General features: G+C 72.0%; 10 protein-coding genes and 1 pseudogene. 5 read left to right on the top strand and 6 right to left on the bottom strand.

The features are described from left to right. Window positions 1-141 precede the first annotated feature (141 nt). Entirely contained in the window at window positions 142-1,566 is a 1,425-nt protein-coding gene (locus CEB94_RS15705) for a tetratricopeptide repeat protein (protein ID WP_175432830.1), read from the bottom strand. 109 nt (window positions 1,567-1,675) lie between these two features. Continuing rightward, window positions 1,676-2,039, bottom strand: a pseudogene (locus CEB94_RS15700) (helix-turn-helix domain-containing protein); the annotation flags it as partial. Window positions 2,040-2,193: 154 nt separating this feature from the next. Here CEB94_RS15700 and CEB94_RS15695 point away from each other — a divergent pair. Then, complete coding sequence (locus tag CEB94_RS15695; protein WP_175432829.1) at window positions 2,194-3,594, top strand: FAD-binding oxidoreductase; 1,401 nt, start codon at window positions 2,194-2,196, stop codon at window positions 3,592-3,594. An 11-nt stretch (window positions 3,595-3,605) separates the two neighbouring features. On the opposite strand, the gene CEB94_RS15690 is transcribed toward CEB94_RS15695, so the two are convergent. After that, window positions 3,606-4,016 (bottom strand): SsgA family sporulation/cell division regulator, encoded by a 411-nt coding sequence (locus CEB94_RS15690; protein ID WP_175432828.1) that lies wholly within the window; start codon window positions 4,014-4,016, stop codon window positions 3,606-3,608. Between the two features lie 246 nt (window positions 4,017-4,262). Here CEB94_RS15690 and CEB94_RS15685 point away from each other — a divergent pair, with 246 nt between their 5' ends. Then, window positions 4,263-6,020 carry an RDD family protein gene (locus CEB94_RS15685; RefSeq protein WP_175432827.1) on the top strand — a complete coding sequence of 586 codons (1,758 nt, stop codon included), beginning with the start codon at window positions 4,263-4,265 and terminating at the stop codon, window positions 6,018-6,020. A gap of 60 nt (window positions 6,021-6,080) precedes the next feature. Further along, window positions 6,081-6,788: an RDD family protein gene (locus tag CEB94_RS15680; RefSeq protein WP_175432826.1), complete on the top strand. Its 708-nt coding sequence runs from the start codon at window positions 6,081-6,083 to the stop codon at window positions 6,786-6,788. 45 nt (window positions 6,789-6,833) lie between these two features. On the opposite strand, the gene CEB94_RS15675 is transcribed toward CEB94_RS15680, so the two are convergent. Continuing rightward, on the bottom strand, window positions 6,834-7,112 hold the full coding sequence (locus CEB94_RS15675; protein ID WP_175437015.1) for a hypothetical protein: 279 nt from the start codon (window positions 7,110-7,112) through the stop codon (window positions 6,834-6,836). 415 nt (window positions 7,113-7,527) lie between these two features. Between CEB94_RS15675 and CEB94_RS15670 the strand changes: the two genes are divergently transcribed. Further along, window positions 7,528-9,876 carry an immune inhibitor A domain-containing protein gene (locus CEB94_RS15670; RefSeq protein WP_175432825.1) on the top strand — a complete coding sequence of 783 codons (2,349 nt, stop codon included), beginning with the start codon at window positions 7,528-7,530 and terminating at the stop codon, window positions 9,874-9,876. A 122-nt stretch (window positions 9,877-9,998) separates the two neighbouring features. Then, window positions 9,999-10,343 (top strand): hypothetical protein, encoded by a 345-nt coding sequence (locus CEB94_RS15665; RefSeq protein WP_175432824.1) that lies wholly within the window; start codon window positions 9,999-10,001, stop codon window positions 10,341-10,343. A gap of 19 nt (window positions 10,344-10,362) precedes the next feature. On the opposite strand, the gene CEB94_RS15660 is transcribed toward CEB94_RS15665, so the two are convergent. Continuing rightward, window positions 10,363-10,953 carry an isochorismatase family protein gene (locus CEB94_RS15660; protein ID WP_175432823.1) on the bottom strand — a complete coding sequence of 197 codons (591 nt, stop codon included), beginning with the start codon at window positions 10,951-10,953 and terminating at the stop codon, window positions 10,363-10,365. Window positions 10,954-11,068: 115 nt separating this feature from the next. Next, window positions 11,069-12,415: a nicotinate phosphoribosyltransferase gene (locus CEB94_RS15655; RefSeq protein ID WP_175432822.1), complete on the bottom strand. Its 1,347-nt coding sequence runs from the start codon at window positions 12,413-12,415 to the stop codon at window positions 11,069-11,071. Window positions 12,416-12,483 lie beyond the last annotated feature (68 nt).

Genomic DNA, 12,483 nt, shown 5'->3' with positions numbered 1-12,483 from the left:
CGGCCGCGCCCGCTGCCGACTTCGGGGTTCCCGGGCCGCCCCGTCGTCGCCGATCACCGCCGCGGCGGAATCGAGCGGCAGCAGTCTTCGCGTCCGCCGCGACGGCGCGCCGCCACGACGACGCACACCGGCGGTGCCCGGCTACCCCGCCCCGTCGTCCATCTCCGGCACCCCTTCGTCCGGCGGCTCGCCCAACGCCTCGATCGCCGCCCGCGCCGCAGGCGCGTGCAGCGGCGAGAAGTGCGGGTTGATCCGCAGGGCCTCCGCGAGGTGCCGGCGGGCCGCGCCGTAGCGTTCCAGCTCCCGCTCGATCATGCCCAGGTGATACATGGACCGCGCGTCGCGCACCCCGCCGCCGCGTACGGGGTCCGTCGCCCGCAGCGCGAACCGCAGGGCCTCCTCGGGCTCCCCGGCCCGGTACAGCGCCCACCCCAGCGCGTCGGCGACCTCCGTGGCGGGCTGGCGCCCCCACTCGGCCCGCAACCGCCGTACCGCGGCCTTCGGATCGCCGTGGTCGGACTCGAACCGCCCCAGCACCAGCTCCTCGTCGGCCCCGCCCGCGGCAGCGTCCCGCACCCGCTCCCGCAGCAGGCCGTACCGCACCCGGGCCGCCTCCGGCCTGCCCAGCGACTCGTACAACTCGCCCAGCTCCAGGGCGTACTGCGGACACGGCTGCTTGGCCAAAGCCGCCCCGTACACGTTCAGCGCCTGAGCCGTCCGGCCCAGCGCGGCGAGCGCCCGGCCCTGCCCGGCCCGCGCGGCCCACTGGCCGGGATCGAGGCGGACCGCCTCCCGGAAGTGCCGCAGCGCGACCTCGGGGTCCCCGCGCTCCCAGGCCAGTTGCCCGGCCCGCTCCAGGTAGGCCGCCCGCTCGGCGGGGGCCCGCGCGCCCGCCGCCGCGTCCGCCAGCGAGGCCGCCGCGTCCTCCTGCCAGCCCCGGTCCCGGTAGACGGCCGCGGCTCGCGCGAGCACGGCGGGGCCGGAGCGCAGCTCGGTCAGCCGGTCCAGTGTCCGCTTGGCCGCCTTGTGCTCGCCGAGCCCGGTGTAGGCGTCGATGAGCAGCGGATACGTCGTCCACCGCCGCGGCTCCAGCTTCAGCGCGGCCTCGCCCCACCGGCGCGCGGCGCGGAAGTCCCGGCGGGCGTTCGACAGCGCGGCAAGCCCTGCCACGGCCCGGGTGTTGCGCTGCGGCCGTACCTTCAGCGACGTCCGCAGCGCCTTCTCCGCCCGGGGGTAGTACGCCGGGTCCGCGAGGCGCCGCCCCTGCTCCACATAGGCCGCCCCGAGCACCGCCCAGGACGTCGCGTCCCCGGGCCGCGTCCGCACGGCCTTCTCCCGCTCGTCGATCAGTTCCGCCAGGCCGGGCAGCGCGGCCGGCACCCCGCTGCCGACCGCGGCCAGAGCCAGCGCCCCCGGCGACGGCGGAGCGGGCTCGGCGGGCCGGGCCCACGGCAGCAGCGCCAGCACCCCGCCCAGCACGGCACACCCCGCGACGGAGGCGATCAGCACCCGGCGGCGTCTCGCGCTTCTCTTCCGCCGCTCCGGGTCCTCCTGCTCGTTCTCCATGGCGCTCACTCTGCGTCAGTACGACGACCACACCCGAGCAGGCGAAGGGCGCCGCCGACGGGGTTCACACCGATGGCCCCTGGGTGCGAACCTGTGATCTTGACCTCCCCCCGACGGCTGTGCCAGTGGCGGGAAGGGGCTCAATGTAGGAATCCTCGACCAGGAGAGAGACGAACCAGCGGCCGGCCGCGTCCTGGGACACGGTCACCGTCGACGGCTGCGTGCCCTCCGGCAGGGGCCTGGACCAGATAATGTCCAGCGGCTGGTCCATCCTGGCCAGCGTCAGCTTGCCGTCGCCGTAGCGGAACGTAGTTGATCCGCTCCTGGCGCATCGTCCACGCCTCGGTGCGCGCCGCGAGAGCCAGGTTGTAGACCTTGCGCACACACCCGAACGTGCGCGACAGCTCGGCTGCCTGCGCATCGGGCGGACAGAAGCGGTACTTGAACGCCCGCTTCGCACGAATGGCCCCCATGCTTCACAAACTACGACCACAACTGGTGACGTAATGAGGATGGTTGAGGGTAGACGCCGCTCCGCTCTGGGGCGAACCGGCATTCCCTGCCCTGTTCCGCAGGAGTCCGTTTCCTTCCCGGCCTGAAGGCCGAGGTGTCCACGGAGAAGATCTGATGAGCCGTTTCGAAACGCCCAGCGACACAGCAACCGGCAACCTCGTCGACCTGCTGCTCGGCGGCCTGCCCGCCGAAGCGGTCCTCACCGATCCCGACGTCACGGCCGCCTACGCCAACGACATGGCGAGCTTCTGCCCGGCCGGCTCTCCGGCCGTCGTCGTGCTGCCCCGTACGGTCGAACAGGTCCAGCACGTGATGCGCACCGCCACCGCCCTGCGCGTCCCGGTCGTCCCGCAGGGCGCCCGCACCGGCCTGTCCGGCGCCGCCAACGCCTCCGACGGCTGCATCGTGCTCTCCCTGACCAAGATGGACCGGATCCTGGAGATCAACCCGGTCGACCGCATCGCCGTCGCCGAACCCGGCGTCATCAACGCCGCCCTGTCCCGGGCCGTCGGCGAACACGGCCTGTACTACCCGCCGGACCCCTCCAGCTGGGAGATGTGCACCATCGGCGGCAACATCGGCACGGCCTCCGGCGGCCTGTGCTGCGTGAAGTACGGGGTGACCGCCGAGTACGTCCTCGGCCTCGACGTCGTCCTCGCCGACGGCCGCCTCATGTCCACCGGCCGCCGCACCGCCAAGGGCGTCGCCGGCTACGACCTGACCCGCCTGTTCGTCGGCTCCGAGGGCTCGCTCGGCATCGTCGTAGGGGCCGTCCTCGGACTGCGCCCCAAGCCGCCCGAGCAGCTGGTGCTGGCCGCCGAGTTCGCCTCCGCGGCCGCCGCCTGCGACGCCGTGTGCCGGATCATGGAGGGCGGCCACGTCCCGTCACTCCTCGAACTCATGGACCGTACGACGGTCAAGGCCGTCAACGCCATGGCGCAGATGGGCCTCCCCGAGAGCACCGAGGCCCTGCTCCTGGCCGCGTTCGACACCACCGCCCCGGCCGCCGACCTCGCCGCCGTGGGCGCCCTGTGCGAGGCGGCCGGAGCCACCCAGGTCGTCCCCGCCGACGATGTGGCCGAATCCGAACTGCTGCTCCAGGCGCGGCGGTTGTCGCTCACCGCGCTGGAGGCGGTCAAGGGCGTGACGATGATCGACGACGTGTGCGTGCCGCGCTCCCGGCTCGCCGAGATGCTCGAAGGCGTCGACCGGATCGCCGAGAAGTACCGGCTCACCATCGGCGTCGTCGCCCACGCGGGTGACGGCAACACCCATCCGACGGTCTGCTTCGACCCGGCGGACCCCGACGAGTCCCGGCGCGCCCGCGAGTCCTTCGACGAGATCATGGCCCTCGGCCTGGAACTCGGCGGCACCATCACCGGCGAGCACGGCGTCGGCGTCCTGAAGAAGGAGTGGCTGGCGCGCGAGATCGGCCCCGTGGGCATGGAGATGCAGCGGGCCGTCAAGCAGGCCTTCGACCCGCTGAACATCCTGAACCCGGGCAAACTCTTCTGAGGCCTGGGCTCTCACTGGGCGAGCAGCTGGGCCAGCTCGTCGTCCAGCCCGAGCCGCTCGCCCTCCGTCCCCGGCGGGACCACCCGCAGCGTGCGCTCCAGCCAGGCCGACACCGCCGCCGCCGGGGCCTGAAGCAGGGCGTCCCCGGCGGGTGAACTCAGCGCCATCAGCACCACGCCGCGCCCCTCGGTCTTCGTCGGCCACACCCGCACGTCCCCCTGCCCGCAGGGCCGGAACACGCCCTCCACCAGCAGATCCCGGGCGAACGTCCAGTACACGGGGTGCTCGGAGTTGATGTGGAAGGTGACATGGACGGCGTAGGGGTCGTCGGTGAGGTACCCGAGCCGGGCCGGCACCGGGATCCTGCGCTCCGGCGACAGGACGAGTTTCAGCTCCAGTTCCCGCTCCACCACGGTGTGCATGGCGGTGCTCCCTTCTCCTGACGGCTGCCCGCGAGGGCCGGTCAGGAGGAGAGAGCGGGCAGGGGCCCCGGCATTACGCGCCTTGCCGGAAGTTTTTTTCGCAGGGGCATTCGCCGGAGGGGCGCGGTGCGTAGCACATCAGTGCTCGAAAGGGGTGGGTCCGGTGGGAGCGGCGGTGGGGCTTGCGCACGTCTGATAGATGTGGAGGCCCCCATTTGGCCCCCGAGCAGATACGGGACGACGGACATGAGCGCCCCAACCCCGGCCCCCGGTGACGACAGGCCCCGCGAAGGGTATTACCCGGACCCGTCCATTCCTGGATATGTCCGGTACTGGAACGGTGCCTCCTGGGTGCCGGGCACCAGCCGTCCGGCGCCCAAGGACGGCGAGTCGCTCGCGCCGCCGCCCGGAGCGGGGACGGCGCAGCCCGCCCCGGTCGAGGAGACCGGCCCGCACTTCTTCGACGAGGACCCGGCCGAGGGGCCGTCCGCCGCCGATGCCCAGCACGGCAGCCGTCCCGAACCGGCCTCCGCCTGGGGCGCCGACCGCTCCCGTCAGTCCGGCTTCGGCGGCGACCAGGACCGCCGCGTCTCGTGGGGCGCGCCACAGGGAGCGCAGGGTGCGGCCCAGCAGGGCGTGCGAAGCGGCGACCCCAGGGTGCCGCGCGCCGGCCAGCGGCCCGAAGGGGAGCCCGCCCGCACCGACGGCACGGCGGACATCCCTCCGGCCGGCCAGGAGACGGACACCGCGGCGGGGGGCGGCACGTTCGTGTTCCGCCGCCCGACCGGGCAGCCCGGGGGAGGGGCCCCGGCCGATGCCCCCGAGGACGGCACGATGATGTTCCGCGCGGTGTCCCCGCGCACGGGCCCGGCCGGCGGCGGCGCGCAACCGGCCGGGGGAGCGGGGGGTGCGGACCGTGGTCCGGCGGGGGCCGGATCCGGTGCCCAGGGCGGGGCGCCCGGCTCCCAAGGCTCCGGCTTCGGCCCAGCGGGTGCGGGCGGCTCGGGCAGCGGCTCACCGGCGTCCGGCTTCGGAGGGCAGGCCGGGGCGGCCGGCAGCGGCTTCGGACCCGCCGGCTCGGGCAGTGGCGCGGCGGCGTCCGCGTTCGACGGGAGCCCGTCGGGACCCGCGTTCGGCGCGCAGGCCGGGCCGGCCGGTTCCGGCAGCGGCCCCGCCGGGCCCGGCTTCGGCGCCGGCAAGGCGGCCGCCGCCCGGGCCTCCGCCGCGCAGGCGGGCCCCGGGAGCGTCGGCGCACCGGCCTCCGCGGCCGCCCCGACGGCGCTGTCCGGACCCCAGGCGGCCCCCACCCTCCCTCCGCAGTCCGCCGGGCCCGGCAGCGCCCAGCCCGGCGCCGCCCCCGCCTCCGCCGGTGCGCCCCTCAGCGCGGGCCACGGCGGCGGGCAGTCGTCCTGGGCGCAGCAGGTGCACCGGCTCGCCGGAGCCGGCGGTGACGAGCAGCCCGCCGCGCCCTGGAAGCCGCCGGTCGAGGACGTGTTCCAGGCGGCCGCCCGGCGCCAGTCGGAGGCGCGCCCGGCCGGACTCGGCAAGCGGTTGGCGGCCCGGCTGCTGGACACCGTCGTCCTCGCCGCCCTCACCGCCACGGCCGCCGTCCCGCTCGGCGGCAAGGCGATCGACCACGTCAACGAGAAGATCGACGCGGCCAGGCTCTCCGGCGAGACCGTCACGGTCTGGCTGCTCGACGGCACCACCTCGATCTACCTCGGCATCATCCTGGCCGTCCTGCTGCTCGCCGGTGTCCTCTGCGAGGTGCTGCCCACCGCCAAGTGGGGCCGCACCCTCGGCAAGAAGCTGATGGGCCTGGACGTCCGGGACATCGAGGGCCATGACAGCCCCGAGTTCGGCGCGGCCCTGCGCCGCTGGCTGGTCTACAGCGTGCCCGGGCTCCTCGTCGTCGGGGTCATCGGCGTGGCCTGGTGCCTCTTCGACCGGCCGTGGCGCCAGTGCTGGCACGACAAGGCCGCGCACACGTTCGTGGCGGGCTGAGCTCCCTCGGACGGCCGTCTGCCGGATGCGGAGTGCGGGGGTTCGCGGTCGACTCGGGCCATGAGCAGTGAACCGCCCCCCGGCTCCGGTCAGCAGCCCCCGGAAGACGACCCGTTCAGGAAGCGCCCCCCGAACGAGCCGCCCGGCGAGGGCACGGGCTCGCCCTACGGCAGCGAACCCCCGCCGTACGGGGGCGGCGGCCCCGGTGGTCCGGGCGGTCCCGGCGGCGGCCCGCCCGGTGCCGGTGGTCCCCCCGGCGGCGGCCCCTACGGCGGTGATCCCTACGGTGGCGGTTCCTACCCCACCGACCCCCTCGCCGGTATGCCCCCGCTCGCCGACAGCGGCAAGCGCACCCTCGCGCGCGTCATCGACATGATCCTGGTGGGTGCCGTGGTCTGGCTGCTCACCTGGGGCTTCGGCGTCAACGAGTACGACGTGGACAGCGACCGCATCGAGATGAGCAAGTCGTTCTGGCAGTCGGCGGTCGCCGCCGTCCTCTACATCGCCTACGACACCCTCATGACCGCGAGGACCGGGCAGACCCTCGGCAAGAAGCTGCTGCACCTGCGCGTGGCCAACCTGGACAACGGCGCGACGCCCTCCGTGCAGAACGCGCTGACGCGGGCAGCGGTGCTGTGGATCCCGTTCGCCTTCTGCTGCGCCTGCGTCTGGACCGCGATCTCGGGCGGCTGGAGCTTCTTCGACCGGCCCTACAAGCAGGGTCTGCACGACAAGGCGGCCAAAACGGTCGTGGTCAGCACCAATTGAGGCAGGTAAGGAAGAGCGGGCGATAGGGGAAGGGGCAACGGGCGGTCAGGAGGCCGCCCGTTCGCGCACCGGCTCCGGGGCCGGAACCGGGACCGAGGCCCGTACCGGTTCCAGGGGCGCGGGTCGTTGCACCGCGGCCGGGCGCTTCCCGGACAGCGGCACCGTCATGGCGACCAGCAGTCCGAGGGCGAGCGCCGCGAAGGCGATGATCGCGATCCCCGCGCCCGAAGTCGTCTGAGACAGCAGCAGCATGGCGAGGGTCGAGAAGATCACGGTGCACGAACCGTAGGCGAGCTGTGCGGCAGTCGGACGGGGCATGGCCATCATGTCCTCGAAAGTGGGGATCCACGGGGGTGTCGACCTGGCATTGCGCCGGCTTCCGGGCGTTCCGCCATCCGACATTCTCACCGGCAGCGTGCCCGACCGGAACCGGCGGTAAGCGTGACCTAATCAACAAGGGCGGTGCACAGGGGGCGCACGGAGTCATGACGTCCACGGAGTGGACATATGACGCGCCCGGTTTGCCGGTGGCGAGGGCCACGGGGCAACTGTTTGGTTGTCCGTAAAACGAACATTGCCTCCGCATAGTGCACTTGACCTGTCCAAGTCAAGGTCTGTCTTTTCTTCTAAACCTCTAGTCAAATGTCGTCACTTGACTACACGCGTTGATCACGCGCGCGCGGACTTCCACGACCGGGACCCTGCCTGCCGCGCGCCCGAACGCGGGGGAGGATCTCAAGTGACCAGTAGACCCTGGACGTTCAGAGCGGCCGCCATCGGCGTGGCGCTCGCGGCGGCCACCACCACCGCCTCGACGTACGCGGTGGCCGACGACGCCTCGGCTCCCCGTTCCACCACCGTGGACCGGCATGACCCGGCGGATCGTCACCACGACGAGCACGACCTCGAAGGCCCGCTGAGCAAGACTCAGGACGCTCAGCGCGAGGAGGCACTGAAGCAGGTCATATCGGGCAAGACCAAGGTCAAGAACCGCGAGGGTTCGAAGGTCGTCCAGCTCAAGAGCAAGAAGGGCGACGACAAGTACGTCGAGCTCGGCCGCGAGAAGACCGACAAGATCTTCACGATCCTGGTCGAGTTCGGGGACAAGGTCGACAGCCGCTACGGCGGCACCCCGGGCCCGATGCACAACACGATACCCAAGCCCGACCGCAAGAAGGACAACTCCACGGCCTGGCGGGCCGACTACGACCGGGACTACTTCCAGGACCTGTACTTCGGTTCCGGCAAGGGCGTCGACTCGGTCAAGACCTACTACGAGAAGCAGTCCTCGGGCCGCTACTCGGTCGACGGCGAGGTCTCCGACTGGGTCAAGGTCCCCTACAACGAGGCGCGTTACGGCAACAACGCCTGCGGTGACACCAACTGCTCCAGCGTGTGGAACGTCGTCAGCGACGGTCTGAACGCCTGGGTCTCCCAGCAGAAGGCAGCGGGGAGGACCGACGCGCAGATCAAGGCGGACGTCGCGCGCTTCGACGAGTGGGACCGCTACGACTTCGACGGCGACGGCGACTTCAACGAGCCGGACGGCTACATCGACCACTTCCAGATCGTGCACGCCGGCGAGGACGAGTCCGCGGGCGGCGGCGCCCAGGGCACCGACGCGATCTGGGCCCACCGCTGGTACGCCTTCGGCACCGACGCCGGCGCCACCGGCCCCGAGAACAACAAGCTCGGTGGTGCGAAGATCGGCGACACCGGCATCTGGGTCGGCGACTACACCGTCCAGCCGGAGAACGGCGGACTCGGTGTCTACGCCCACGAGTACGGTCACGACCTCGGTCTGCCGGACCACTACGACACCTCGGGCGGCGAGAACTCCACCGGCTTCTGGACGCTGATGTCGTCCGGTTCCTGGCTCGGCACCGGCAAGAACGAGATCGGCGACCTGCCCGGCGACATGACCGCCTGGGACAAGCTCCAGCTGGGCTGGCTGAACTACGACCGGGCCAAGGCCGGTGTCAACTCCTGGCACAAGCTGGGTGTGGCGGAGTACAACACCAAGCACAAGCAGGCGCTCGTGGTCGAGCTGCCCAAGAAGGCGGTCACCACCGAGATCGTCACCCCCGCCGAGGGCAAGACCCAGTGGTGGAGCGGCAGCGGTGACAACCTCAAGAACACCCTGTCGCGTCCGGTCGACCTGACCGGCACGTCGAAGGCGCAGCTGACCCTCGACGGCTGGTACGACATCGAGGCCAACTACGACTACCTCTACACCGAGGTCTCGACCGACGGCGGCGCCAACTGGACCGCCCTCGACGGCACGGTGGGCGGCCAGCCGATCCCGCGCGACGGCAGCGACAAGCCGGTTCTGACCGGCACGGTCGACGGCTACAAGAAGCTCGCCTTCCCGCTCGACGCCTACGCCGGCAAGAAGATCGACCTCCGCTTCCGCTACCAGACCGACGGCGGCGTGGCCCAGAAGGGCTTCGCGGCCGACGCGATCACGGTGACGGCCGACGGTGCGCCCGTCTTCTCCGACAACGCCGAGAGCGCGGACGCGGCGTGGAAGGCCACCGGCTTCTCCCGCATCGGCGCGTCCTTCACCAAGGACTACGCGCAGTACTACCTCGCCGAGAACCGGCAGTACGTGTCGTACGACAAGACGCTGAAGGTCGGCCCGTACAACTTCGGCTTCACCGCGCGCCCGGACTGGGTGGAGCACTACGCGTACCAGAACGGCCTGCTGATCTGGAAGTGGGACACCTCCCAGGCGGACAACAACACCAGCCAGCACCAGGGCACCGGCCTGGTCCTGCCGATCGACTCGCACCCGGACGCGCTGAAGTGGGCCGACGGCACGCTGATGCGCAACCGCATCCAGGCCTACGACTCGCCGTTCAGCCTCTACCGCACCGACGGTATGACGCTGCACAAGGCGGACGTGGCGAAGTACATCCCGGGCTCGAAGGGCGTCTCGGTCTTCAACGACCGGAAGAGCGACTACTACGACGAGTCGAACCCGACCGCGGGTGTCAAGATCACTGACACCAACACGAAGATCAAGATCCTCAAGGAAGCCAAGAACGGCTCGACGATCGAGCTGGAGGTCGGCGCCGCGGGTAGGTAATCCGCATCCTTGCAGGTCAGAGCATGATCGGCGGTGACCCACTGGCGGGTCACCGCCGATCCGTGTTTAGGTGCGTCCTGTGGCTCTCTTATTGACACCGACCGACACGGGGGGATGAGCGCATGGCCGCAGGAGGCTTTTGCAAGCTGCCGAACGGCATGGTGGTGGTGGCACTGAACCTGCCCAGCCCCGCCGCCGACGGCCCCGGCGCCGTCCGCGTCCTCGTCCACTCCGTGAACCGCGCCCGGGCCCTGACCAGGCTCCGCAATCTCGGTCTGCGCTCGGTCTACCTGCGCGGCAACGCCGCCCCGCCGACCCCCGACGAGATCACCGCGGTCCTGCACCATCCCGACGGCCTCATATGGCGCACGGCCCCCGACAACGGTGTCGCGTCCAGCCCGGACCTGGTCCAGGAACTGTGGCGTCCGATCAGAGCCCTCCTCAGGCGCCCGACGGCCACGACCTGACCGGCCGGGGGCCCGAGCGCTACGGGAGGACCGGCTTGCCCGACAGCTCCACGCCCGCCTCCCGCAACTCCTCGATCGCCCGCTCGGTGGTCTCCTGGGAGACGCCCGCCGTCAGGTCGAGGAGGACCTGCGTACGGAAACCCTCCCGTGCGGCGTCCAGGGCCGTGGCGCGTACGCAGTGGTCCGTGGCGATGCCCACCACGTCGACCTCCGTGACCTCGCGGGAGCGCAGCCAGTCGGCCAGGGGCGTGCCGTTCTCGTCGGTTCCCTCGAAGCCGCTGTACGCCGCCGAGTACGCCCCCTTGTCGAACACGGCGTCGACCGCGCCGGAGGCGACGGCGGGGGCGAAGTTCGGGTGGAAGCCGACGCCCTCCGTACCGGCGACGCAGTGCGCGGGCCAGGAGCGGACGTAGTCGGGGTTGGTGGAGAAGTGGCCGCCGGGGGCGATGTGGTGGTCGCGCGAGGCCACGACGTGCTGGTAGCCGGACCCGGCCGCCTGCCCGATCAGCTCCGTGACGGCGGCGGCCACGTCGGCGCCGCCGGCCACGGCGAGGCTGCCCCCCTCGCAGAAGTCGTTCTGCACGTCTACGACGATCAAGGCGCGGCGCATGGGCGGTGTCCTTCGGCTATGAGGTCGGCAGGCCCGGCCGGTGAACCACCGAGCCTATGGACAAAGGGGAGCGGCCGGGAGGGGGCACGGGTCGGCGCATCACGGCACACCGCAATTAGCTACCCGAGGTCCCGTGCAGGTACTCCGTGGGAAGGACGGGCTCCCCGCGCGAGAGCTGCGTGGCCGACATCGGAAGACCCGCGCGCGCCCTCGTGTGCCGCTCCCGCGCCGCGTCCAGCGGCTCGCGCGCCACCACCTCGCCCCCCTTGACCAGCTCCACCAGCAGCTGCCGGTCCGCGAGCCCGGCCGGCACCGCACCGGTGCCGATCACCTCGGCCTCGGCGACCCCGTACGCGTCCAGCCGCCGCGCGGCCCACTTGCGTCCGCCGACCGACGTCTTGCCGCCGCTGGACTTCTTCGCCACCGGCACCAGCGGCGCCTTCGGATCGGCGGACTCCGCCCGCGCGACCAGCTTGTAGACCATCGAGGACGTGGGGTGGCCGGAGCCGGTCACCAGCTGCGTCCCCACGCCGTAGGCGTCCACCGGCGCCGCCGCCAGCGAGGCGATGGCGTACTCGTCCAGGTCCGACGTCACGACGATCTTCGTGTCCCTCGCGCCCAGCTCGTCCAGCTGCTGCCGCACCCGGTGCGCGACCAACAGCAGGTCGCCGGAGTCGATCCGCACCGCGCCCAGCTCGGTCCCGGCGACCTCCACGGCCGTACGGACCGCCTCGGCGACGTCGTAGGTGTCCACCAGCAGCGTGGTGCCCCGGCCCAGCGTGTTCACCTGGGCCTGGAAGGCGTCCCGCTCGCTGTCGTGCAGCAGGGTGAAGGCGTGCGCGGAGGTGCCGACGGTCGGGATGTCGTAGCGGAAGCCGGCCGCCAGGTCGGAGGTGGTCGCGAAGCCGCCGACGTACGCGGCCCGGGAGGCCGCCACCGCCGCCAGCTCGTGCGTGCGCCGGGCGCCCATCTCGATCAGCGGCCGGTCACCCGCGGCCGCCGACATGCGCGAGGCGGCCGCGGCGATCGCCGAGTCGTGGTTGAGGATCGACAGGATCACGGTCTCCAGCAGCACGCACTCGGCGAAGGTGCCCTCGACCCGCATGATCGGCGAGCCCGGGAAGTACACCTCGCCCTCGGGGTAGCCCCAGATGTCCCCGCTGAACCGGTAGCCGGCGAGCCAGTCGAGGGTCTCCTCGCCGACGATCTCCCGCTCGCGCAGGAAGTTCAGCACGGCCGTGTCGAAGCGGAAGTTCTCCACCGCGTCCAGCACCCGTCCGGTGCCGCCCACGACGCCGTAGCGGCGCCCGTTCGGCAGCCGCCGGGTGAAGACCTCGAACACGCTCCGCCGCTCGGCCGTGCCCGACGCGAGGGCGGCCCGCAGCATCGTCAGCTCGTACTGGTCCGTGAAGAGCGCCGTCGAGGGAACGTCCACCGGCAGCCCAAGGTCCGCTGTGTTCATGAGCGGGATCGTACCCCCATTTCGTCAGTCTGACGATTGCAGTCCCGGGGGATTCCCGCAGGACGCGA

It is taken from the genome of Streptomyces hawaiiensis (genome assembly GCF_004803895.1).
In the GTDB taxonomy this organism is placed as follows: domain Bacteria; phylum Actinomycetota; class Actinomycetes; order Streptomycetales; family Streptomycetaceae; genus Streptomyces; species Streptomyces hawaiiensis.
Note: the sequence above shows the minus strand (reverse complement) of the source record. Positions and strands in the feature narration are given on the sequence as shown.

What these genes read in the sequence shown, in the direction of transcription:
- CEB94_RS15705 (WP_175432830.1), bottom strand. Translation starts at nt 1,566, where the DNA reads ATGGAGAACGAGCAGGAGGACCCGGAGCGGCGGAAGAGAAGCGCGAGA.
- CEB94_RS15695 (WP_175432829.1), top strand. Translation starts at nt 2,194, where the DNA reads ATGAGCCGTTTCGAAACGCCCAGCGACACAGCAACCGGCAACCTCGTC.
- CEB94_RS15690 (WP_175432828.1), bottom strand. Translation starts at nt 4,016, where the DNA reads ATGCACACCGTGGTGGAGCGGGAACTGGAGCTGAAACTCGTCCTGTCG.
- CEB94_RS15685 (WP_175432827.1), top strand. Translation starts at nt 4,263, where the DNA reads ATGAGCGCCCCAACCCCGGCCCCCGGTGACGACAGGCCCCGCGAAGGG.
- CEB94_RS15680 (WP_175432826.1), top strand. Translation starts at nt 6,081, where the DNA reads ATGAGCAGTGAACCGCCCCCCGGCTCCGGTCAGCAGCCCCCGGAAGAC.
- CEB94_RS15675 (WP_175437015.1), bottom strand. Translation starts at nt 7,112, where the DNA reads ATGGCCATGCCCCGTCCGACTGCCGCACAGCTCGCCTACGGTTCGTGC.
- CEB94_RS15665 (WP_175432824.1), top strand. Translation starts at nt 9,999, where the DNA reads ATGGCCGCAGGAGGCTTTTGCAAGCTGCCGAACGGCATGGTGGTGGTG.
- CEB94_RS15660 (WP_175432823.1), bottom strand. Translation starts at nt 10,953, where the DNA reads ATGCGCCGCGCCTTGATCGTCGTAGACGTGCAGAACGACTTCTGCGAG.
- CEB94_RS15655 (WP_175432822.1), bottom strand. Translation starts at nt 12,415, where the DNA reads ATGAACACAGCGGACCTTGGGCTGCCGGTGGACGTTCCCTCGACGGCG.